The organism is Brevundimonas sp. Root1423 (genome assembly GCF_001426805.1).
Genome location: NZ_LMFL01000034.1, coordinates 124,696 through 145,960, shown reverse-complemented (window position 1 = coordinate 145,960; position 21,265 = coordinate 124,696). Strand labels below are relative to the sequence as shown.

The window sequence follows — 21,265 nt, the reverse complement described above, 5'->3', positions numbered from 1 at the left end:
GGGGGCGGCGCGGAATCGTAAAACATGTCTATGCTGGCTGTTCAGCCCGCGTTCAGAGGCTGGAGCCTAAACCTCGGCCCATGATCCGCTTTTCCGCCATAGGACTTGCCGCCCTGATCGCCGCCGCGCCGCTGTCGCAGGCGGTCGCGCAGGACCGTGGTCCGCGCGCCGATCGGCAGCCGCAGCAGGACGAACGTCTCCAGCGGGATGAGCGCCCGCGTGTCAGCATCGGCGACGCCGTGCAACGCGCCTCGTCGGGCCGTCCGGGCCGTTTCCTCGGCGCCAGTGACCGGGGCGGGACTATTGTGGTGCGCTGGGAGTATCCCGGCGGCCGGATTGCCGACATCATGGTTGACGGCCGGACCGGCCGGGTCATCGGAGAACGCTGAATGCGCGTGCTGCTTGTCGAGGACGACGTTGATCTGTCGCGCCAGCTGAAGCTCGCCCTTGGCGACGCCGGCTATGCCGTCGATCACGCCGCGGACGGCGAGGAAGCGCATTTCCTCGGCGACACCGAACCCTATGACGTCGTGGTGCTCGATCTGGGCCTGCCCAAGATCGACGGCGTTTCCGTGCTGGAACGCTGGCGTCGCGACGGCAAGACCACGCCGGTGCTGATTTTGACGGCGCGCGGCGCCTGGTCGGACAAGGTGTCGGGCTTCGACGCCGGGGCCGACGACTATCTGACCAAGCCGTTCCACACCGAGGAGTTGCTGGCCCGTCTGAGGGCGCTGCTGCGGCGTTCGGCCGGCATCGCCTCGGCGACGCTGTCGTGCGGCGGGCTGCGGCTCGATCCGCGCGCGGCCCGCGCCACAGTCAATGGCGAGCCCCTGCGCCTGACCTCGCTGGAATACCGGCTGCTGCACTATCTGATGATGCATCAGGGTCGGGTCATCAGCCGCACCGAACTGGTCGAGCACCTGTACGACCAGGACTTCGACCGGGATTCCAACACGATCGAGGTGTTCGTCGGACGGCTGCGCAAGAAGATCGGCTCCGATCGCATCGAGACCGTGCGCGGCCTCGGCTATCGCCTGACGCCGCTGGCCGGGGAGTCCGAGGCGGCGTGACCGAAGGGGCGGGGGGCGACGCGGCTCCGGAAGCCGCCCGGACCTGGGGCCGTTGGTTCGGCCGTCCGGGAAAGAGTCTGACCCGCCGTCTGATCTGGCTGGCCTCGGCCTGGATCGTCATCGCCCTGGTTCTGACCGGCTGGACCCTGACCACCCAGTACAAGGAATCCGCGCTCCGCCGGCTGGGCAACATGCTGTCCGACACCATCGACGAGGTGGTGGTCGCCACCAACGCCACACCAGACGGGATCGTGGTGGCGGAGATCAGCGACGCCAAGACCAACCGCGCCCTGTCGGGCGAATACTGGGCCGTCGCGGAACTGGACGGGGACAATAACCTGCGTTTCATCGCCGGATCCCCTTCGCTGGCGGGCGAGCGGCTGGCCGTTCCGCACGATCTTCCGGGCCAGCTCCGCGCGTCCTCGGGCACGATCATCAGCTACAACGATCCCGGCTTCCTTCGTCCCCCGCTGCGTCAACCGCTTCGCGTCGCCGCCAGCCTGAAGTCGCTGCCCGGACGCAGCGAGCCGCTGGTCTTCATGGCGGCCGTGGACCGCACCAATATCGAGGATGACACCCGCCAGTTCGCGACGGTCACCTGGAGCGCCCTGCTGATCCTCGGCGCGGGCCTGGTGATCGCTGTCTTCCTTCAGGTCCAGGTCGGCCTGCGCCCCCTGTTCGCCCTGCGCAACGAGATCGCTGATGTGCGCAAGGGCCGGATCGCGCGCATCGCCCGGAACTATCCGCTCGAGATCCAGCCACTGGCGGAACAGGTCAACCGGCTGCTGGACCACAATCAGGAAACGGTCGAGCGCCAGAGAACCCATGTCGGCAATCTGGCCCATGCGCTGAAGACGCCGCTGTCGGTCATGCTGGCCGAGGCGGGGTCGCAGACCGGACCCTTGCCTGATCTGGTGCGCAAACAGACCGAGGTCATGAAGGCCCAGGTCGACCACCATCTGCGCCGCGCGCGCGCCGCCGCCCGCGCCCAGCTGCTGGGCGAGCGCACGCCGATCGCCGAGGTGCTGGACGAGATGGCCGTGATGCTGGAGCGGGTTTTTGAAGGCAAGGGCGTCGAGATCGACTGGCGCGCGCCTGACGAGCTGGGCTTCCGCGGAGAGCGGCAGGATCTCCAGGAGATCCTCGGCAATCTGATCGAGAACGCCTGCAAATGGTCGAAGCGGCGGGTCCGGATCTCGGCCGGTCCCACGGGCCTGGGCCAGATGGTCGTGGTGGTCGAGGACGACGGTCCCGGCCTGCCCGCCGAGCAGCGCGAGGCCGCCCTGGAACGCGGCGCGCGTCTGGACGAGACCACGCCGGGTTCGGGTCTGGGTCTGTCGATCGTCGTTGAGCTGACGCGGGCCTACGGCGGTCGCATCACCCTGGCCGACAGCGATCTGGGCGGGCTCAAGGTGCTGCTGGAATTGCCCGCCGCCGAGGCCTGATCCCGGGTCCGTGAATAACGGTTGTTAACCCTGACCGTGCACTGTCCGAGACGGTCGGCGTTTTCCGGCCAAGGGATTGTTGAATGTCGGGGCTGACTGTCGCCCACAAGGTCGCGCTCGCCGCCCTGCTGGAGCGGTGCCCGGACGCCATGCTCAGGACCGTGTCCGCCGCTGTCGCGCCCCTGCCGGGAGGGCGGGCGGCGGAACTGCGCATGATGCTGGCGGACGAGCAGCGTGACCGCGTGCGCCGTCAGTTCGTGATGGCCCCGCTGACGCCCATGTTCCGGGCGCGCACCGACGGCGTCGAGGCCCTGACCTTCCCGCCGGCGGTGTTGCCGCGGCTGTGGAAGGCCGCCAGCGCCCGCGAACCCGAGCTGCTGTCCCGCCTCGATGGCAAAGAGCCCTCCGTCATGGTCGCCGACCGCATCTGTCTGGCCGCCGCCGCCATCGTGCGCGACACGCCCGATCTGGTCTGGCCCGGCGGGAGCGATCCTGCGCGCCTGACCGGTCTCGAGGATCTGGCCGCCTGCCTCGACCTGTCGCACATGGCGCGCCGCGCCCTGCCTTCGCTGGAGGTCTGGCTGAAACGCCCCGACGGCGACCAGGTCGCCGAACTGCGGCTGCTGCTCAAGGATTGCGCCGGCATTCGATCGGACGGGAGCCAGCGCGTGCTGGAAATCCTGTTCTCACATCTGGAGGACGCGGTCCTGATCCTGCGGATCCTCACCCAGAGTTCGACCGCGGTCGAGCAGGAGGACTTTCTCAGCGCCTCGGAACTGGCCGGCTTCGTCGACCGGCTGATCGCGGGCGTTGACCAGCGCGCCGCCCGGATCGCGGCTTTCAAGCCCGCCGCCGACATCGCGCGGGCCAAGGACGTGATCGCCGACCTGACCTGGTGCGCGAATGTGCTGGCCGAACTGGACGTGACGCTGACGCTCAATCCGCAGAGCGTCTGGGGCAAGTCGGTGCGCGACGGCCGCGTGCTGATCGCCGGACGGCTGTCGGGACTGCTGCGCGCCGCCGACAAGGCCGTGGATCAGGCCCTGCCGTGGGAGCGGGTCCAGACCAGCGGCCGGATGACCCGCAACGCACCCCAACTCGACGCGCCCATCGACGGCGACATCGTTCTGGCCGCGCGCAGCCTGCTGCGGCTGGTGGGGTCGGTGCGGGGACCGGCCTCGACCTTCGGCTGCGAGTCCGACCGCAAGGCTCTGGTCGAGGCTCTGACCGCCCGGTTGACCGACTATGCCGATCAGGTGCTGCGCATGATCAACGACGGCGAAGCGCCCGACGAGGCCCGCGCGATGAAGATCATCGCGTTCGCGGCCCAGTGTCTGGATCTGATCGCCGCGACCGAGGCCGCCCGCACCGTGCGGCGTCGGGCCGCGGTCGCCGCAGGGCCCTCGGGCGTCGGCGGGGCCTCGTCGCGGGCCGCCTGATCGGCTACAGCGCAGGCCGATGACGGTTTTCTGGATCATGACGGCCCTGGTCACGGCGCTCGCCGGCCTGTTGGTGCTGGCCGGCGCGCGGCGCGGCGCGGACGAGGGCGAACACGTCGCCGGCATGGCCGCGGCCGCCGAACTGGCCGAGCTGGACCGGCTGAAGGCGCGTGGTCTGCTGGACGAGGCCGGCTGGACCGCCGCCCGCGCGGAGGCCGGCCGCCGCATCCTGTCGGCGGAACGGGAAACCCTTCCCGTCCGGGCGGGGCCAAGGGACCGGTTTTTGGTTCTGGCGGGGATCGGCGTCACGGCGGCGGCGACGCTCGGCGTGTACGCCCTCTACGGAGCGCCCGGTCTGCCGGATCAGGCCTATGAGCGCCGCGTGGACGAATGGACGAACGATCTGGATACGCTCGAGGCGCCGCAGATCGCGGCGGTCGCGGCGCGGATCGTGCGAGAACGGCCCGACGATCATGAGGCCCTGACCATGCTGGGGGCCGCACGATTCGAGGCCGGCGATCCGATCGGTGCGGCCTCGGCCTTCCGTCGCGCGCTGGTCCTGCAGCCGGACGACGCGCAGAGCTGGGCGCGGCTGGGCGAAAGTCTGGTGCGGGCCAATGGCGGCAAGGTCGGCGGCGACGCAGAGGCGGCCTTTGTGCAGGCCCTGCGCCGCGATCCCGGCCAGCTGGGCGCGCGCTACTTCCTCGGCGAAGCGGCCATGGTGCGCGGCGACCGCGCGACGGTGCGAGCGATGTGGGCCCCGCTGCTCGCGACTCTGGATCCCTCGGATCCACGCCGCATCGATCTGGAGCGTCGGCTGGTCACCATGGAAGCGGGCGCATGAGCTGGCTTCCGAAATCGCCCAGGGCGCGGCGCCGTCTGTGGCTTTTCGCGGCCGTCGCGCCGGTGCTGGCGCTGGCCGTCGGCCTGTCGCTGTACGCCATGCGCGACAGCGTCACCTTCTTCTTTTCCCCGTCCGAAGCGACCGAGGCGAAGGCCCCGGCGGGCCGCGTCGTGCGTCTGGGCGGTCTGGTCGAGGCTGGCAGCGTCAAGCGAGGAACCGGGGGCGAGGTCGTCTTCTCGGTCACTGACAATGTCGCGGCGACCCGGGTCGTCTATCAGGGCGATCTGCCCGACCTGTTCCGCGAGGGGCAGGGGGTGGTGGCGCAGGGGGCCTTCCAGCCCGACCGCTCGTTCCGCGCCACGCAGGTGCTGGCCAAGCACGACGAGAACTACATGCCGCGCGAGGTGGCCGACCGTCTGAAGGCCAAGGGCGAATGGCGGCCCGAGGCGGCTCCGACGGCGGGGGCCCCGCGCTCATGATCGTCGAGCTGGGCGCCTTCGCCCTCGTCCTCGCGCTGGTCCTGTCGGTGCTCCAGACCGTCATGGCCACGGCCGGACGGATGCGGCGCAGCCCGGTGCTGGCCGGCGCCGCCATCGGCGCGTCTATCGCCGCCGCGCTCGCGGTCGCGGTGGCCTTCGGCGCGCTGATCCACGCTTTCGCCGTGTCGGACTTCTCGGTCGCGAACGTCGCCGCCAACAGCCACACCGACAAGCCGATGCTCTACAAGGTGGCCGCCGCATGGGGCAGCCATGAGGGCTCGCTGGTCCTCTGGTGTCTGGTCCTGACCGTGTTCGGCGCGGCGCTGGCGCGGGCGCGAAACCTGCCGTTCGGGCTCAAGGCCTCTGCGATAGCGACGCAGGGTCTGCTGGGCGTGCTGTTCCTCGCCTTCGCCGTTTTCACCTCCAATCCGTTCGAGCGGCTGAACCCGGCGCCGTTCCAGGGCGCGTCGCTGAACCCGCTGCTGCAGGACCCCGCGCTCGCCTTCCATCCACCGCTGCTCTACTGCGGCTATGTCGGGTTTTCGGTCTGTTTCTCGCTGGCCGTGGCCGCCCTGATCGAGGGCCGCGCCAACGCCAGCTTCTGGCCCGCATGGGGCCGCTGGGTCCGGCCGTGGGCGCTGGCCAGCTGGGCCTTCCTGACCGTCGGCATCACCCTCGGCGCCTTCTGGGCCTACTATGAGCTGGGCTGGGGCGGCTGGTGGTTCTGGGATCCGGTCGAGAACGCCAGCTTCATGCCATGGCTGGCCGGCGCGGCCCTGTTGCACAGCGCGGTGGTCACCGAGCGGCGCGGGGCGCTGGCGGGCTGGACCACCTTCCTGGCCCTCCTGGCCTTCACCTTCTCCATGCTGGGGGCCTTCCTCGTGCGCTCGGGCGTGCTGACCAGCGTCCACGCCTTCGCCGTCGATCCCGAGCGCGGCCTGATGCTGCTGGCCATTCTGGGCGTCACCGCGGGGGCGGCCTTCGCCCTGTTTGCCTGGCGGGCGCCGCGCCTGACGGGCGGGGGGCAGTTCGCCCCGGTCAGCCGCGAGGGCGCGCTGGTGCTGAACAACCTGTTCCTGACAGCGGCCTGCGCGACGGTGCTGCTGGGCACCCTCTATCCGCTGATCCTTGAGGCGATGAACGGCGCGACCATCTCGGTCGGTCCGCCCTATTTCGCCCTGACCTTCGTTCCCCTGATGGCCGTCGCCTTCCTGATCCTGCCCGCCGGACCGCTGCTGGCGTGGAAGCGCGGCGATCTGAAGGGCGTGGGCCAGCGTCTGATCATCGGCGCGGGACTGGCGCTTCTGGTCGCCCTGGCCGGCTGGTTGGCGTTCGAGCCGCGCAAGGCGCTGTCCGCCGCCGGGATCGGCCTGGGCGGCTGGCTGGTGCTCGGCGCGCTGGCCGAGATCGCCGAGCGTATCCGCCTGTTCCGCGTCAGCCCCGGCGAGAGCCTGCGCCGCGCCCGCGGACTGCCGCTGGGCGCATGGGGCACGGTGCTGGCTCACGCCGGGCTGGGGGTCTTCGTGCTCGGCGCCGTGGTCGAGACCGGCTACCGCGTCGAGGCGGCGCGGACAGTGGCCGTCGGCGAGACGGTGACCGCCGGGCGATACAGCGTGCGGCTCGATGGCGTCCGCATCGTCGAAGGCCCCAACTATCTGGCCGAGCAGGGCAGGTTGACGGTCTCGCTGCGCAGCGGCGGCGCCCCGCGCGTCGTCACCGCCGAGCGCCGTTTCTTCCCGGCGGGCGGTCAGACCACGACCGAGGTCGGGCTGGATTTCCGGGGTCTGGACGACGTCTATGTGGTGCTGGGCGAGCGGGGCCAGAGCGAGGCCGGCGCTCCTGCGTGGAGCGTGCGCGTCTGGTGGAATCCGTGGGCGCGGCTGATCTTCCTTGGCCCCGCCATCATGGCTCTGGCCGGAGTCCTTTCCCTGCTCGACCGACGGCTGAGGCTGGGCGTCGGCAAGCGGAAGGCGGCGACATGAAGCGCGCCCTGCTCATCGCCCTGGCCGCTGTCGGCCTGATGGCCGCCGAGCCTCCGCCCGCGCCCGACCGGCCCCTGCCGGACGCCGCGCAGGAGGCGCGCGCCAAAGCCCTGTTCGCCGACATCCGCTGCGTCGTCTGCCAGCACGAGGCCATCGCCGACAGCCCCGCCGGCATCGCCGCGGACATGCGCCAACTGGTGCGCGAAGAGATTGCGGCGGGCCGCACCGACGCCCAGGTCCGCGACGATCTGGTGCGCCGCTACGGCGATTTCGTCCTGTTCAAGCCGCCCGTCCGGGCCGGGACCTGGCTGCTGTGGTTCGGCCCGCTGGCGGCGTTGGCGGCGGTCGGAATCGGCCTGCTGGCGCTGGCGCGGCGCCGCCGCGAGGAAGTCCCGGCGCTGTCGGTCGCGGAAGAGGCGCGTTTGGCCGATATTCTCGCCGCGGACGCGGATCGCCGCGATCCTGACGCAAAGGCGTCTGACGACTGACGTTCGACGCGGCCTATCTTCAGCGCGATGCGTTGGTGAAACGGGTCACAGTCCTATATTCATTGTCGAAACGGGCGGTGTCCTGCCCGAAAGGATCGCAAAGAACTCCATGATGAAGCGCAAGGAATTCATGCTCGGGGCCGTCGCCGGCCTGGCCTTCGCCGCCGCCGCCACGGCCGGCGGCGTGATCGACTGGCCGACCGCTGAAGCGGGTCCCGTCGCGGGCGTTAGCGGCCGTCTGGCCCCCAACGCCGGCGGCGCCGGCCTGGCCTTCGCACCGCCGCAGGGCGCGCCGCTCAGCTTCGCCGACATCTTCGCCCAAGTCGCGCCCGCCGTGGTGCAGATCGACGTCAAGACGCGGGTCGCGCGCCAGCCCGGCATGATCCAGATCCCCGGCACCCCCTTCGCCATTCCGAACCCCAACGGCGGCGGACAGCAGGGCGAGGAGGGTGAGGACGGAGAGGGCGGCGCGACCGCACTCGGCGCCGGCTCGGGCTTCTTCATCGCCGCCAACGGCTTCATCGTCACCAACAACCACGTGGTCGCCGACGCGACCGAGATCATGGTCAAGCTGGCCGACGGACGCGAGCTCGAGGCCCGTCTGGTGGGCCGCGACGAGGACACCGACCTGGCCGTGATCAAGGTCGAGGGGACCGACTTCCCCTTCGTCAATTTCGAGGAAACGGCCCAGCCCCGCGTGGGCGACTGGGTCATCGCGGTCGGCAACCCGTTCGGCCTGGGCGGCACCGCCACGGCCGGCATCGTCTCGGCCAGCGGGCGCGGCGATATCGACAACAACACGCCGTACACCGACTATCTGCAGATCGACGCCGCCATCAACCGGGGCAACTCGGGCGGACCGACCTTCGACATCTACGGCCGCGTCATCGGCGTGAACTCGGCCATCTATTCGCCGACGGGCGGCTCGGTCGGCATCGGCTTCGCCATTCCGGCCACGGTCGCCAAGCCGATCACCGACCGGCTGATGCGCGGCGAGAGCATCGCCCGCGGCTATCTCGGGGTCGGCATCCAGAACCTGAGCCGCGAACAGATCACGGCGCTGGGGCAGGGCTCCGGCTTCACCGGCGCCTGGGTGGGTCAGGTCACGCCTGGCGGACCGGCTGAAAAGGCCGGCCTGCAGATCAATGACATCGTCACCCGCCTGAACGGACAGCCTGTCCGCGACAGCAATGACCTGACCCGCCGGATCGGCTCGGTTGAGCCGGGTCAGACCGTGCGGCTGGAAGTTTTGCGTGAAGGCCGTCTCCAGACCATCAGCGTTCGCGCCGGGGCGCGGCCGTCGCAGGCGGAACTGAACGCCGGTCCGGCCACGCCGGAATCCGGCGACCGGGAAGCGCCCGAGGGCGCCGGCGTCGCCGTCGGCGGTCTGACCGTCGCGCCGATGTCGGACGTGCTTCGCCGCCGCTATTCGATCCCGGCCAATATCAACGGCCTCGTCGTGACCGCGCAGGACACCGTTGGCGAACTGAGGTTCCGGCCCGGCTTCGTCATCACCAACGGGCCGGCCAGCGTGATCCGCACGCCCGCCGATCTTGAAGCGGCGATCACCGCCGCCCGCCGGGCCAACCGGTCGGGCGTCTTCCTCGTCGTCTGGACGCCGGACCAGGGCAGCGTGCCCGTCGTGCTGGACCTTCCGAAGTCTGAATAAGCCTTAACTGCCCGGATCGCCGCCGATGCGCTAACATCGGCGGCGATTCTCGCTTTGGGGGACTGATCGATGCGTATTCTGGTGGTCGAGGACGATGCCGAGGCCGCGACCGCGATGGTCCGGGGCCTGACGGAAGCCGGTCACGAGCCGACCCATGCCGTCGACGGCGCCTTCGGTCTGCTGGAGGCCCAGAAGGGCGGCTACGACGTCTATGTGGTCGACCGGATGATGCCCCGCCTCGACGGCATCGGCATGGTCGAGACCCTGCGCAAGGACGGCGACCAGACCCCGGTCCTGTTCCTGGTCAAACCCTACGCCTTCTCCGAACTGATCGCCCGCGTCGAGGCCCTGTCGCGCCGCCGCGAGACCGGCTCGGTCGCCACCATGCTGAAGGTGGGCGATCTGGAGATGAACCTGATCTCGCGCTCCGTGCACCGCGCGGGCCAGGAAATCGACCTGCAGCCGCGCGAATTCCAGCTGCTGGAGTTCCTGATGCGCCACGCCGGCCAGTCGGTGACCCGCACCATGCTGCTGGAGAAGGTCTGGGAATATCATTTCGACCCCCAGACCAACGTCATCGACGTCCACATCAGCCGCCTGCGCGCCAAGATCGACAAAGGGTTCGATCACGCCATGCTGCAGACCGTGCGCGGGGCGGGCTACCGGCTGGAGCCTCCCTCCTTCGCCGCACGCCCTTCCGGCTGACGCTGCTGTTCCTCGCCCTGTTCGCGGCGGCGGCCAGCGCGATCCTGGCCTATGTCTATTTCGCCTCCGCCGACGCCGCCCGCACCAAGGCCGAGCGGGACGTGCGGGGCGAGATGCAGGTCCTGACCGGCATCTATGACGCGCGGGGGCTGGACGCCCTCAACATGGCAGTGATCGACCGCACCCTGACGGGTCGCTACGAATATCTGCTGATGGACAAGTCCGGCGGCCGGATCACCGGCAGCCTCAGCATATCCCCCTTCGAAACCTTCGAGGGGAACCGTCAGTGGATCACCTTCCCCCTCACAGACACCCTGCCCGACGGGACGGTGGTCCGGCCACAGGCACGCGGGGTTCAGGTGCGGCTGGCGGGCGGCGAGATGCTGTTCGTCGGGGCGTCGCTCATCGACACCGAGGCCTATCTGGCGCGGCTGACCCAGGCCCTGTGGGCGGCCATGGGCATCGTCCTGCTGCTGGGGCTGGCCGGGGGCGTCCTCGTCAGCCGCAACCTCGAACGGTCCATGAGCCGGCTCGGCAAGGTCGTCACCGCCGTGCAGGAAGGCGACCTGAAGGCGCGCGCGCCCGTCCGGAATTCGGGCGACGAACTGGACGAGCTGGGCGCCGGCCTGAACGTCATGCTGGACCGGATGGAAGCCTCGATGGCCTCGATCCGCCACGCCGGCGACGCCATCGCCCACGACCTTCGCTCACCGCTCACGCGGATGCGGGCCAAGCTGGAGGTGGCCCTGATGGACGCCGAGGCGGGCAAGATCGACGGCGTCGATGCGGTGCAGCTGGCGCTGGACGAGGCCGACAGCCTGCTGAAGACCTTCAACACCGTCCTGGCCATCGCCCGGCTTCAGGCCGCCGCCGGCCGTACGCCGGATCCGAAGGTGTTCGACGCCGCCGATCTGGCCGCTGACATGGCCGAGCTCTACGAGCCGGCCAGCGAGGACAAGGGACTGGAATTCTCGGCCGAGATCGAACGCGGCCTGATGGTCGAGGGCAATCAGCCCTTCCTGGCCCAGGCGCTGGCCAACATCATCGACAACGCCATCAAATACACCCCGACCGGCGGGGCGGTGATGCTGCGCGCCCGGCGGCGTTCGTCGGGCGAGATCGAATACTCGGTCACCGACACCGGCCCCGGCGTGCCGGAAGAGGACCGCGAGCGGGTCATCGAACGGTTCGTGCGTCTGGACAACAGCCGCACCGAGGCGGGCTCGGGTCTGGGCCTGTCGCTGGTCGGTGCGGTCATGGAGGCCCACGGCGGACGCATCATCCTCGACGAGGGCCCGGGCGCCTACGGCGGCTTCGGGCCGGGGCTGAGGGTCGCGCTGGTCCTGCCGGCGGCGGCGACATGATCCGGCCCTCCAGACCGGGGGACGCCGCGCGGAACCTCGAGATCTGGCGGGGCGCGGTGGACGCGACCCACGACTTCCTGTCGCCGCAACACCGTTCCGAGATCGACGCCACGGTCGCCGGATGGCTGCCGACGGCGGAGCTTCAGGTGCTGGTCGACGGGGCGGATCGCCCGCTGGGTTTCATGGCCTTGTCGGGCGACCATGTGGATGCGCTGTTCGTCGACCCGGCCCTGCATGGCCGGGGTCTCGGGCGAACCCTGATCGCGCACGCCCGGTCGCTGCACGACAGTCTCAGCCTCGACGTAAACGAACAGAATCCGCGGGCCGTCGGCTTCTACGAACGGCTCGGCTTCGAGCGGACCGGCCGGTCGCCGATCGATGATCAGGGTCGGCCGTATCCGCTGGTGCATATGGCCCTGCGTCCATGACAGACCTGCAGCCGTGCGGACCGGTGGTGGACGCCGACGCCGCGGCCCGGGCTTACGAACGACTGTCCGAGGCGGCGGCGAAACAGGGCTGGAGCGGACTGCTGACCGACGCCTGGCCCGCCGTAGGGCCTGTTTTCGCCGCCTCGCCCTATCTGTTCGGTCTGGCGCGCCGTTGGCCCGCCATGCTGGAAAAGCTGCTGCGCGAGGGGCCTGAAGCCCGGCTGGCCGACGTGCTGACGCGGACCGAAGCCCTGTCCGGCGAGGCGGAGGCGGTCAAGCTTCCACTCCGGCGACTGAAGGCCGAACTGCATTTGCTGACCGCCCTGGCCGACCTCGGCGGCGTCTGGAATCTCGACCAGGTCACCGACGCGCTGAGCCGTTTCGCCGACGCCTCGACACAGGCCGCCCTGCGCGCCGTGGCCCATGACCAGCGCGAGCGGGGCAAGCTGGTCTCCGCGCCTGATGACCCGCGCGGTCCGATCCCGGGCCTGTTTGGCCTCGCCATGGGCAAGCACGGCGCCTTCGAGCTCAACTACTCCTCCGACATCGACATCAGCCTGTTCTGGGAGCCCGAGGCTGTCGAAAGCGCGCTGGCCGAGGGCGTAGAGCCGCAGAAATTCCTCGACCGCATCGCTCATTCCCTGTCGACGTTGATGCAGGAGCGGACCGGCGACGGCTATGTGTTCCGCGTCGATTTGCGGCTGCGCCCCGATCCGTCCTCGACCCCGCCCGTGGTCGCCGTGCCTTTCGCCCTGTCCTACTACGAGGGCGTCGGCCAGAACTGGGAAAGGGCGGCCTTCATCAAGGCGCGGGCCATGCTTGGGGACATCGGCGCCGGGAGCGACTTCATCCGGGCCCTGCAGCCCTTCATCTGGCGGCGCAGCCTCGACTTCCCCGCCATTCTCGACATCCAGTCGATCAAGCGACAGATCCACGTCCACAAGACGGGCGAGGGGCTGGATGCGGCCGGCGCCAATCTGAAGCTGGGCCGCGGCGGCATCCGCGAGATCGAGTTCTTCGTCCAGACCCAGCAGCTGATCCTCGGCGGCCGCGATCCCGCCCTGCGCAGCCCCCGCACGGTCGAGGCGCTGGCCCTGCTTCGCGACGCCGGCCACGTCAGCGCCGAGGCCTGCGCCGAACTGACCGCCGCCTACGGAGCGCTGCGCGATCTCGAACACCGGGTGCAGATGCTGGACGACGAGCAGACCCATACGCTGCCCGTCGATGCCTCGCGCCGCGCGGCCGTGGCGGCGCTGGCGGGGGAGGGCGATCTGGCTGTCTTCGACGCCGGGGTCGAGGCCCTGCTGGTCGGGGTCAACCGCCGCTACGGCGAGCTGTTCGAAGGCGAGGAGGCGTTGTCGTCGCCCTACGGTTCGCTGGTCTTTACCGGGGTTGAGAACGACCCCGAGACCCTGCTCACCCTTGAACGGATGGGATTCGCCGAGCCGGCGGGCGTGGCCGACACGATACGCAGCTGGCACCACGGCCGCATCCCCGCGACCCGGTCGGCGCGCGGCCGCGAGCTGTTCACCCGTCTGGCCCCGCGCCTGCTCACAGCCCTGGCCGACACGGGAGCCGCCGATGCGGCCTTCCGCCGGTTCGCCGTCTTCTTCGCCGGGCTCAGCGCCGGGGTGCAGGTCCAGGCCCTGTTCCTGGCCCAGCCCAAGCTGTTCGAGCAGGTTCTGGGCGTGATGGCCTTCGCCCCGCGGCTGGCGCGCACGCTGGGCCGCTATCCGGCGGCGCTGGACAGTATGCTGGACGCCCGCTTCGCCCGGATCATCGACGAGGATTCCGGCGTCGTCGCCCAGCTTCTGACCGACGCCGCCGCAGCGCCCGATTTCGAGGCCGCGCTCGACGTCGCCCGGCGGATGCACCGAGAGCAGATGTTCCGCGTTGGGGTCCAGACCCTCAGCGGCCGCGCCGATCCCGAGGCCGCGGGCCGCGCCTACACCGCCATCGCGGATGCCGTCATCACCGCCCTCGCCCCCGCCGCCATGGCCGAGGCCGTGCGTCAGGGCGGGGCCCTGAACGGCGGCGCGGCCGCCGTAATCGCCTTGGGCAAGGCCGGATCGCGGGAGATGACCGCCAGCTCGGACCTCGATCTGATGACGGTCTACGACGCCCCGGCCGACGCCGTGTCGGACGGCAAGGGCTGGGCCGCGGCCGTCTTCTATTCGCGCTTCACCCAGCGGCTGATCGCCGCCCTGTCCGCGCACACGGCCGAGGGCGGCCTGTACGAGGTCGACATGCGGCTGCGGCCCGGCGCGGCCAAGGGACCGGTGTCGCTGCGGCTGGACGCGGTTCAGGAGTATTACGCCGACGAGGGCGATACCTGGGAATTCATGGCCCTGACCCGGGCGCGGGTGGTCTGGACCGACGATCCCGCGTTCGGCGCGCGTGTGCAGGCCGTGATCGAGACCATATTGCGCAGGCCCCGTCCGGGCGTGGACATCGCCGCCGACGCCCGGCGCATGCGCGACCTGATGGCCCGCGAGCGGCCGGGGCAGGGCGCCTGGGATCTGAAGCTGGCGCCCGGCGGTCAGGTCGACGCCGAATTCGTCGCCCAGACCCGGCAGCTGAAGGCAGCGGCGTCGGGCGGGGCGCTGACGGTGTCGACGCTGGAGGCCCTGGCCGACGAACCGGCCCTGGCTTCGGCCTGGCGGCTGCAGCAGGCGCTGAACCAGATCCTCAGCGCGGCCTTCGACGACAGGCCGGATCCGGATCATGAGCCCGAGGGCTTCCGTCGCCGTCTGGCCGAGGCGGCCGGCGTCTCGGATTTCGAGACCCTGAAGGCGCATCTGGCCGAGGTCCGGGTAGCGGCGCGGGCCGCCTTCGAAACCGCCCTGCCGGCCGTCCGCGACGGAGACTGACCCGGCGGACGTTTCACTCTCTGACAGGGACGAAACGGCCGCGTCGGGCGGCCATGGAGATCATCTGATGAGAAAAACCCTTCTGGCCGGCGCCCTCGCCGCCCTGACCCTCGCCGCAGGCGGCGCCGCGCTCGCCCAGCAGGCGCCGTCGAAGCCGCACGCCATGCGGGCCGACGCCGACGGCGACGGACGCATCAGCCAGGCCGAGTTCGTGGCGCGACGTGTCGACCGCCTGACCGCAGCAGACGCCAACCGCGACGGCTCGGTCGCGCCCGATGAAATGCGTGCGGCCGCCCAGGCTCGCCGGGCAGAACGCGCCGACGCCCGCTTCCAGCGGCTGGACGCCGACCGTGACGGCGCCATCAGCCGCGCCGAGTTCGACGCCCCGCGCGCTACCGGGACCGAGGCCCGCCCGAACCGCGCCGCCCGTCCGGCCCGCATGCATCGCGGCGGCCCCCGCATGGCGCATCGCGGCCAGCGCATGGATGCCCGCGGCCCGATCTCGATCGCCGAGGTTCAGGGCAAGGCCGCACAGGCATTCACCCGTCTGGACGGCGATCGCGACGGCTTCGTCACGGCCGCCGAGCGTCAGGCCGGCATGCAGGCGGTGCGCGAACAGCGCCGCGAACGCATGACGGAACGCCGCGCCGCCCGTCAGGCGCAAAGGCAGGCGTCGCCTCCGGCGCCCGCTTCGGAGTAAGGATGATGGGCGGGGCGACGGTCATGGGCCGAACGACCCTTTCGCGAACAACGGGAGAGGGCCGGATTGGCGTTGATCGCCGACCCCGACGAGGATCTGGTGCGCCGCGTGGGTCAGGGCGACCCCGCGGCCATTCAGGCCATGGTGGCCCGCAAGCTGCCGCGCATGCTGGCGCTTGCGGGGCGCATGCTGGGGGACGCCGCCGAGGCCGAGGATGTGGCGCAGGAAGCCATGCTCCGTGCCTGGAAACAGGCGCCCCGCTGGACGCCGGGACAGGCCAAGTTCGACACCTGGCTGCACCGGGTGGCTCTGAACCTCTGCTACGACCGGCTGCGCCGGCGGCGCGAGGTTCCGACCGAGGCCCCGCCGGACCGGCCCGACGACGGACCGTCTCCGGACCGGGGTCTGATGGCGGCGGATGTGGGGACGCGCGTAAACGCGGCGTTGGCCCTTCTGCCCGATCGTCAGCGCGAGGCGGTGGTTCTGTGCCACTATCAGGAACTGACCAATATCGAGGCCGCGGCCCTGATGGAGGTCAGCGTCGATGCGCTGGAAAGTCTGCTGTCGCGTGGACGGCGGGCGTTGAGACTGGCCCTGGCCGATATCCGGCCCGGCGCTGAAGGAGTTTGAGCGTGATGACGTCGGAACGGTTTCTCGCACTGATCGCGGCCTACGGCGCCGATGCGCGGCGCTGGCCGGAGAACGAGCGCGCGGCGGCCCAGGCCTTCGCCGCCGCCGATCCCGCGGCCGTGCGCGCCGCCGTGGCCGAGGCGGACGCGGTGGACGCCCTGCTGCACCTGTCGCGTGCCGCCCAGCCGTCCATGGCCCTGCGCGACCGCGTGATCGCCTCCGCCGCCGAGGCCGGGCTCAAGGCGCGGCGCGAGGGCCGTCGCTGGCTGGACCGTCTGGCCCTCGCGCTGGGAGCCGGCTGGGCCGTCGCGGCATGCGCTGGCGTGGCCGCCGGCGTCATGCTGACCACCCACCTGACCGCCGACGCCCAGGCCGATGCGGTGCTGTATCAGGCGTCGCTGATGGCCGTGGATGACACCGAGGTGCTGGGATGACGTCGCAAACGCTGAAGAGCGCCCTCGCCATCTCGGTCGCCCTGAACCTGTTCGCGCTCGCGGCGGGTGCGACCGTGCTCGTCACCCAGGCCCAGGTCGAGAAGCGGGTCGAGGCCCAGCACCGTCCGCCGCGCAGCGGGTCGCCCATGCTGCTGATCGGCCAGCTGGATCCCGCCGTCCGCGACCGGGTGCGCGACACCCTGCGCGCCTCGGCCCTGCAGGTCCGTCCGGATTTCGAGGAAGCCCGCCAGAAGCGGCGCGAGGCGGTCGCCATCGCTTCGTCGGACACCTTCGACAGCGCGCGCATCACCACCCTTCTGGCGCAGTCGCGCGAAGCGGAATTGCGCGGTCGGGCCCGGCTTGAGGTCGATGCGGTCGCGGTCCTCGCCTCGCTGGAGCCGGCGGATCGCAAGGCGTTGTCGGAAATCCTGACCCGCCGGGGCCGCGTCGTGGTGCGTGGCGACAATGACAAGAAGGGCCCGCCGCCGCCCCGCTGACCGGCCTCAGGCGGCGCGGGCCTGTTCGGTCTGGGCCCCGTCGGGCCGTCGGATCGGCAGGACGAAGCCCACCGTGGTGCCGCGACCCGGCTCGCTGGCGATGGTCAGCTCCCCGCCGTGCAGCTCGATCAGCGACTTGGTCAGGGCCAGGCCCAGACCCGTGCCCTGTGTCGTCTTGGAATGCTGGCCCTCGACCTGTTCGAACGGTCGCGCCAGCCGGTTCAGATCCTTCTCGGCAATGCCGATACCCGTGTCGGTGACCGCCACCCGCACCCGGTCGTCATCCTCGCGCGTCAGGGCCACAACGATGTCGCCGCCCTCGGGTGTGAACTTCACCGCGTTGGAGATCAGGTTCAGCACCACCTGTTTCAGGCCGCGGTAATCGGCGTCGATCTCGGGCATCTCGGGCGCATCGACCAGCAGGTTCAGCCCCGCCTCCTGGATCTTGCCGCGCATCAGCCGCGTGGCGTCCTCGACCACCTCTTTCAGCGACACCTTCTCATAGTGCAGCGTCAGCTTGCCGGCCTCGATCTTGGCCATGTCGAGGATGTCGTTGATCAGGCTGAGCAGGTGCTGGCCCGACTTCAGGATGTCGGCGGCGTAGCCCTTGTACCGGGCGTCGCCCAGCGCCCCGAACATCTCGCCCGCCATGATCTCCGAGAAGCCGTTGATGGCGTTCAGCGGCGTCCGCAGCTCGTGGCTCATATTGGCCAGGAACTCGGACTTGGCCTGGTTCGCGGCCTCGGCCCGGGTCATGGCCACCTCGTACTTGCGCGCCAGAAGGGAGAGACGCTCCTCGCGGTCTTCAAGCTCGGTGATGGTGACGTGCAGCCGTTCGGTGGCCCGTTGGCGCTCCGCCTCCTTGCGCTTGATGGCGGTGATGTCCGCCGCCGTGACGACCGAGCCGCCGTCCGAGGTGAAGCGTTCGACCAGCTGCAGCCAGCGGCCGTCGTTCAGCTCGACCTCTCGCGCGCCGGCGCGCCCGCCCGTCGCGGGCTGGTCCGAGGTGATGGCCAGGGCGGCGATCCGGTTCAGATCCTGTTTGAAGGCGCCCCGGCGCACCACCCCCTCCTCGAAGCCGAAGGCGTCCTGGAAGGCCTGGTTCGACAGGATCAGCCGGCCCTGCTTGTCAAACAGGACGAAGGCGTCCGACACGCTCTCGATGCCGTCGCGCAGACGGCTTTCGGCGGCCTGGGCCTGGGCCTTGGCGCGGCGGGCCTCGGTCGTATCCAGCGCAACGCCCAGCACGCTGGTGAAACCTTCATCGCCCCGGTCGCCGCGCGCCTGACCCCGCGCGTCGATCCAGCGCGCCTTGCCCTGGGCGTCGGACACCGGGAAGCTGACGTCGAACGTGCCGAAGGTCTGGGCCTGCCGCAGGGCGTGCAGCACCGCCTCATGATAGCGCGGATGGATGCGGGCCATCATCTCTTCGGTCGTGACGGCGCCCTTCTCCAGCCCCATCAGCTGGGCCATGTATTCCGAGATGGTGACCGTCTCGCTGTCCGTGTCCCATTCCCAGACGCCGCACCGCGCGGCCTCGACGGCGCCGCGGAACCGCTGTTCCGAAGCCGCCCAGACCTGGGTGATGCCCTGCTGGCGGCGTTGCAGCAGCAGCGCCAGCAGGACCACGAATGCTCCAATGCCGACGGGCGCGGTCAGCACCCAGACATCGTCCAGCAGGGCGTCGGCGCCGACGGTGACCGGGGTGGTGGCGACTGCGATCAAGCCGGTGTCTCCGACCGGCGCGGCGGTGCGACGGACGCCATGCCCGTCGCCGCGCAAGGTCACGCCGCGGCCGTCGACGGACACGGGCGCAGCCGCCAGCCCGAGGGTGGCCACGGTCGTCCCGGAGCTGGTCAGGAGCGTGTCCGGGGCGGACAGGATAGAGCGGGTGACGCCGTTCTGCGGCGCCAGCGACGGAAGGGGCGCACGACCGACCAGTCGGCCTCCACCCGCCAGCGGGTTGGAAATCAGGATGGCCCGGCCGTCCGCCGTCAGCCGCGGGCGGCCCGGCGCGGCGGTGAACAGGCGGGCTTCTCCGCCCGTGGTTGCAACGGGGCGGCCGGTTTCATCCAGAACAGCGAAGGACTGGCCGGGCGCGGCGGCGCGGGCGCGTTGCAGCATGATCGCGGGAGAGTCAGCGCCGATGGGCGCCGAGCGAACGGCGGCCTGCACCGGGGCAATGCGGGTTTCGAGATCGAAGGCCAGCAGCCGGGCCTCGCGGTCGACGGCGCTCAGGCGAAGGGCGTCCGCCTCCTGTCCCGGTCGAGCGATCTCGCGGGCGAACAGCAGCACACAGACGGCCAGGGCAAGGGTGACGGTCAGTAAGGCGATGCGCAGCCACGACGGCGCGCCCTTGCGTCGGTCCGCCGAACGCCGTCCCTCTCCGGTTATGCGGCGCTCGTTGCCCCGCAAGGCGCTCTCCCCCAGAAATCAACGTCGATCAGCGAATCTAGGCTGCGTCGCGGATTCCTGTCGAGCCTTGGTTCGGAACCATCAACGGTTTCAGGCGGCCTGTGTTTCCCGCTGCCCGCCGCCACCGCTTTCGGTCGGCGAGACCAGAACGTCCGTGATCGTCTTCAGCAGGGTCCGCGCGGTGCGGGCCAGTTCGACCATCTCGGGCGGTGCGTCGTCCGGCGCCTCGTCCACCGATGCCGCAAGCCGTTCGGCAAGCGCCAGAAGCTGGGGAGAGGCGGCGATCAGGCGCGCCTGGAACTCGATCTGGTCGGGGTCGCGGTCATACTCCGCGCCGGGCACGCGCCAACCGCCCCAATCGGCCTTGTCGGTGACGACCACGGGGTAGGTGCCAGGGAAGGGATGGTGAGGGCAGTCGTCGGCCGTCTGCCATTTGTTGCGGGCCCGCATCAGCCGCCAGGACTCTCCAGCGTTGGCCGAGGGGTCCTCGGTCGGCAGAAGCAGTTCGTGGCCCAGAAACTCCCGGCCAAGACCGACATCGTAGGTGACGCGGACGGGTTCCTCGAAACCCTTGGCCCAGACGGGCTGGACCTTCTCAACCTGGGCCCATGCGCCGACGCACTCGACCCAGACCTTCTGTCCCTTCTGGAATTGCGCGCGCGCCATCCACGTCTCCGATCCTGAAGGGTCAGAGTGGGCCTTGGCGAGTGAACAGCGCGTTCCGCGAAAGGGTGAAGCAGACGTAAACGCCGGCCTCACCCCGATCCCGGGTCAGGTCCGGGAAATGTCTTCCAGCGCTTCGCCGGCGTACTTTTCCTTCACGCGGGTCGACAGGTCGCCCAGCGAGACGACGCCGACCAGACGGCTGTCCTTGTCGAGCACCGGCAGGCGGCGGATCTGCTTCGATCCCATGGCGTCCAGCACCGTCTTCAAATCATCGTCGGCGCGGGCGGTGTGCGGATCGCGGGTGATGTATTCCACCACCGGCGCGCTCGCCGAGGCGCCCTGGGCCAGCGCCCGGATCGTCAGGTCGCGGTCAGTGATGGTGCCGATCAGGGTGTCGCCGTCGGCCACCGGCATGAAGCCGAAATCGCCACTGGCCATGCGCGAGGCCACTTCCTGGACGGTGTCGCCGGGGCGGGCGACCTGCACGTCCTTGCTCATTACGTCGCGAACTTTCATCGGGTCTCTCCTTGAAGGGGGGCTGCCGTCAGAACCCGTCCATCCGCCGCCGGTTCCGGTTCAGCCACATGACTGCCAGACAACGAGACCCTCAGGGTCGTGTCAGCCGCGGCATGGTTTTCTCACTCCACGGTCCGCTGCGGATCGGAACGATTGAGGAATACGACAATGAAAACCGCCATGATCCGGAAGGCCCTGCTTTCCACGCTGGCGGCGACGGCGGTCATGACGGCCACGCCGGCGCTGGCCCAGAACGTCACCTTCTCCGTGGGCGTCGGCTCGCCGGCCTACGGTCAGGGCTATGGCTACGGCCAGGGCTACGGCTACAACCGCGGCTACGGCAACGACCTGCAATACCGCGCCCAACGCGTGGCCCAGCAGATCAACCGGGTAGCCTACAACGGCCGTATCAGCCGCGGCGAGGCTCAACGTCTCAGTTGGGAGATGCAGCAGTACCGGAACCTTGAATGGCGCTACGCCCGCGACGGCCTGAGCCGTCAGGAGTACGCAGCGCTCAGCAACCGCCTGACCCGCATCGAATACATGCTCCGTCAGGAGCGCCGCGACCGCTGGTAAGCGTTGTGAAGTGAACGGAGGGCCGCCCCGGCGACGGGGCGGCCTTTC

At 70.3% G+C, this 21,265-nt stretch carries 21 protein-coding genes; 18 read left to right on the top strand and 3 right to left on the bottom strand.

Annotation, left to right across the window (positions count from 1 at the left end; all coding sequences use genetic code 11):
* The first annotated feature begins 80 nt into the window (after positions 1-80).
* The 17 genes from ASD25_RS19215 to ASD25_RS19135 all read left to right on the top strand — a co-directional run bounded on the left by ASD25_RS19215 (position 81) and on the right by ASD25_RS19135 (position 17,044).
* Positions 81-389, top strand: a complete 309-nt coding sequence (locus ASD25_RS19215; protein WP_056619693.1) for a hypothetical protein — start codon at positions 81-83, stop codon at positions 387-389.
* Entirely contained in the window at positions 390-1,070 is a 681-nt protein-coding gene (locus ASD25_RS19210; protein ID WP_056619692.1) for a response regulator transcription factor, read from the top strand.
* Complete coding sequence (locus ASD25_RS19205; RefSeq protein ID WP_082572516.1) at positions 1,067-2,515, top strand: sensor histidine kinase; 1,449 nt, start codon at positions 1,067-1,069, stop codon at positions 2,513-2,515. The genes ASD25_RS19210 and ASD25_RS19205 overlap by 4 nt, the downstream gene beginning before the upstream one ends.
* A gap of 83 nt (positions 2,516-2,598) precedes the next feature.
* The gene (locus ASD25_RS19200; protein WP_056619689.1) at positions 2,599-3,954 is read left to right on the top strand and encodes a hypothetical protein; all 1,356 of its coding nucleotides are present in this window, start codon (positions 2,599-2,601) and stop codon (positions 3,952-3,954) included.
* A gap of 19 nt (positions 3,955-3,973) precedes the next feature.
* Positions 3,974-4,798, top strand: a complete 825-nt coding sequence (gene ccmI / locus ASD25_RS19195) for a c-type cytochrome biogenesis protein CcmI (protein WP_056619686.1) — start codon at positions 3,974-3,976, stop codon at positions 4,796-4,798.
* The gene (gene ccmE / locus ASD25_RS19190) at positions 4,795-5,277 is read left to right on the top strand and encodes a cytochrome c maturation protein CcmE (protein ID WP_056619684.1); all 483 of its coding nucleotides are present in this window, start codon (positions 4,795-4,797) and stop codon (positions 5,275-5,277) included. Before ccmI ends, ccmE begins: the two co-directional genes overlap by 4 nt.
* The gene (locus ASD25_RS19185; RefSeq protein ID WP_056620101.1) at positions 5,274-7,259 is read left to right on the top strand and encodes a heme lyase CcmF/NrfE family subunit; all 1,986 of its coding nucleotides are present in this window, start codon (positions 5,274-5,276) and stop codon (positions 7,257-7,259) included. The genes ccmE and ASD25_RS19185 overlap by 4 nt, the downstream gene beginning before the upstream one ends.
* Positions 7,256-7,747, top strand: coding sequence for a cytochrome c-type biogenesis protein (locus ASD25_RS19180; protein WP_056619682.1), 492 nt, complete (start codon positions 7,256-7,258; stop codon positions 7,745-7,747). The genes ASD25_RS19185 and ASD25_RS19180 overlap by 4 nt, the downstream gene beginning before the upstream one ends.
* A 112-nt stretch (positions 7,748-7,859) precedes the next feature.
* Entirely contained in the window at positions 7,860-9,416 is a 1,557-nt protein-coding gene (locus ASD25_RS19175; protein WP_369816631.1) for a S1C family serine protease, read from the top strand.
* A 69-nt stretch (positions 9,417-9,485) separates the two neighbouring features.
* Complete coding sequence (locus ASD25_RS19170) at positions 9,486-10,121, top strand: response regulator transcription factor (protein ID WP_056619676.1); 636 nt, start codon at positions 9,486-9,488, stop codon at positions 10,119-10,121.
* Positions 10,122-10,234: 113 nt separating this feature from the next.
* Positions 10,235-11,485, top strand: coding sequence for a HAMP domain-containing sensor histidine kinase (locus ASD25_RS19165; protein WP_304439662.1), 1,251 nt, complete (start codon positions 10,235-10,237; stop codon positions 11,483-11,485).
* Positions 11,482-11,913 carry an acetyltransferase gene (locus ASD25_RS19160; protein ID WP_056619670.1) on the top strand — a complete coding sequence of 144 codons (432 nt, stop codon included), beginning with the start codon at positions 11,482-11,484 and terminating at the stop codon, positions 11,911-11,913. The genes ASD25_RS19165 and ASD25_RS19160 overlap by 4 nt, the downstream gene beginning before the upstream one ends.
* Positions 11,910-14,783 (top strand): bifunctional [glutamine synthetase] adenylyltransferase/[glutamine synthetase]-adenylyl-L-tyrosine phosphorylase, encoded by a 2,874-nt coding sequence (locus ASD25_RS19155; RefSeq protein WP_056619668.1) that lies wholly within the window; start codon positions 11,910-11,912, stop codon positions 14,781-14,783. The genes ASD25_RS19160 and ASD25_RS19155 overlap by 4 nt, the downstream gene beginning before the upstream one ends.
* Before the next feature lie 67 nt (positions 14,784-14,850).
* On the top strand, positions 14,851-15,483 hold the full coding sequence (locus tag ASD25_RS19150; protein ID WP_056619666.1) for an EF-hand domain-containing protein: 633 nt from the start codon (positions 14,851-14,853) through the stop codon (positions 15,481-15,483).
* A gap of 66 nt (positions 15,484-15,549) precedes the next feature.
* Positions 15,550-16,113, top strand: a complete 564-nt coding sequence (locus ASD25_RS19145; protein WP_156389380.1) for an RNA polymerase sigma factor — start codon at positions 15,550-15,552, stop codon at positions 16,111-16,113.
* Positions 16,114-16,118: 5 nt separating this feature from the next.
* On the top strand, positions 16,119-16,547 hold the full coding sequence (locus ASD25_RS19140) for a hypothetical protein (RefSeq protein WP_056620097.1): 429 nt from the start codon (positions 16,119-16,121) through the stop codon (positions 16,545-16,547).
* Positions 16,544-17,044 (top strand): periplasmic heavy metal sensor, encoded by a 501-nt coding sequence (locus ASD25_RS19135; protein WP_056619662.1) that lies wholly within the window; start codon positions 16,544-16,546, stop codon positions 17,042-17,044. Before ASD25_RS19140 ends, ASD25_RS19135 begins: the two co-directional genes overlap by 4 nt.
* 6 nt (positions 17,045-17,050) lie before the next feature.
* Here ASD25_RS19135 and ASD25_RS19130 read toward each other — a convergent pair whose 3' ends face one another.
* The 3 genes from ASD25_RS19130 to ASD25_RS19120 all read right to left on the bottom strand — a co-directional run bounded on the left by ASD25_RS19130 (position 17,051) and on the right by ASD25_RS19120 (position 20,641).
* The gene (locus ASD25_RS19130) at positions 17,051-19,459 is read right to left on the bottom strand and encodes an ATP-binding protein (RefSeq protein WP_056619659.1); all 2,409 of its coding nucleotides are present in this window, start codon (positions 19,457-19,459) and stop codon (positions 17,051-17,053) included.
* Between the two features lie 90 nt (positions 19,460-19,549).
* Positions 19,550-20,125: a hypothetical protein gene (locus tag ASD25_RS19125; RefSeq protein WP_056619657.1), complete on the bottom strand. Its 576-nt coding sequence runs from the start codon at positions 20,123-20,125 to the stop codon at positions 19,550-19,552.
* Positions 20,126-20,230: 105 nt separating this feature from the next.
* Complete coding sequence (locus ASD25_RS19120) at positions 20,231-20,641, bottom strand: CBS domain-containing protein (protein WP_056619654.1); 411 nt, start codon at positions 20,639-20,641, stop codon at positions 20,231-20,233.
* Between the two features lie 168 nt (positions 20,642-20,809).
* On the opposite strand from ASD25_RS19120, the gene ASD25_RS19115 reads away from it, so the two are divergent.
* Entirely contained in the window at positions 20,810-21,217 is a 408-nt protein-coding gene (locus ASD25_RS19115) for a hypothetical protein (protein WP_056619651.1), read from the top strand.
* Positions 21,218-21,265 lie beyond the last annotated feature (48 nt).

Excerpts from the sequence above, each read along its gene's own strand:
- ASD25_RS19200 (WP_056619689.1), top strand. The coding sequence starts at position 2,599 with ATGTCGGGGCTGACTGTCGCCCACAAGGTCGCGCTCGCCGCCCTGCTG.
- ASD25_RS19135 (WP_056619662.1), top strand. The coding sequence starts at position 16,544 with ATGACGTCGCAAACGCTGAAGAGCGCCCTCGCCATCTCGGTCGCCCTG.
- ASD25_RS19170 (WP_056619676.1), top strand. The coding sequence starts at position 9,486 with ATGCGTATTCTGGTGGTCGAGGACGATGCCGAGGCCGCGACCGCGATG.
- ccmE (WP_056619684.1), top strand. The coding sequence starts at position 4,795 with ATGAGCTGGCTTCCGAAATCGCCCAGGGCGCGGCGCCGTCTGTGGCTT.
- ASD25_RS19160 (WP_056619670.1), top strand. The coding sequence starts at position 11,482 with ATGATCCGGCCCTCCAGACCGGGGGACGCCGCGCGGAACCTCGAGATC.
- ASD25_RS19155 (WP_056619668.1), top strand. The coding sequence starts at position 11,910 with ATGACAGACCTGCAGCCGTGCGGACCGGTGGTGGACGCCGACGCCGCG.
- ASD25_RS19210 (WP_056619692.1), top strand. The coding sequence starts at position 390 with ATGCGCGTGCTGCTTGTCGAGGACGACGTTGATCTGTCGCGCCAGCTG.
- ASD25_RS19115 (WP_056619651.1), top strand. The coding sequence starts at position 20,810 with ATGAAAACCGCCATGATCCGGAAGGCCCTGCTTTCCACGCTGGCGGCG.
- ASD25_RS19180 (WP_056619682.1), top strand. The coding sequence starts at position 7,256 with ATGAAGCGCGCCCTGCTCATCGCCCTGGCCGCTGTCGGCCTGATGGCC.
- ASD25_RS19150 (WP_056619666.1), top strand. The coding sequence starts at position 14,851 with ATGAGAAAAACCCTTCTGGCCGGCGCCCTCGCCGCCCTGACCCTCGCC.
- ASD25_RS19185 (WP_056620101.1), top strand. The coding sequence starts at position 5,274 with ATGATCGTCGAGCTGGGCGCCTTCGCCCTCGTCCTCGCGCTGGTCCTG.
- ASD25_RS19175 (WP_369816631.1), top strand. The coding sequence starts at position 7,860 with ATGAAGCGCAAGGAATTCATGCTCGGGGCCGTCGCCGGCCTGGCCTTC.
- ccmI (WP_056619686.1), top strand. The coding sequence starts at position 3,974 with ATGACGGTTTTCTGGATCATGACGGCCCTGGTCACGGCGCTCGCCGGC.
- ASD25_RS19125 (WP_056619657.1), bottom strand. The coding sequence starts at position 20,125 with ATGGCGCGCGCGCAATTCCAGAAGGGACAGAAGGTCTGGGTCGAGTGC.
- ASD25_RS19120 (WP_056619654.1), bottom strand. The coding sequence starts at position 20,641 with ATGAAAGTTCGCGACGTAATGAGCAAGGACGTGCAGGTCGCCCGCCCC.
- ASD25_RS19165 (WP_304439662.1), top strand. The coding sequence starts at position 10,235 with ATGCAGGTCCTGACCGGCATCTATGACGCGCGGGGGCTGGACGCCCTC.
- ASD25_RS19215 (WP_056619693.1), top strand. The coding sequence starts at position 81 with ATGATCCGCTTTTCCGCCATAGGACTTGCCGCCCTGATCGCCGCCGCG.
- ASD25_RS19140 (WP_056620097.1), top strand. The coding sequence starts at position 16,119 with ATGACGTCGGAACGGTTTCTCGCACTGATCGCGGCCTACGGCGCCGAT.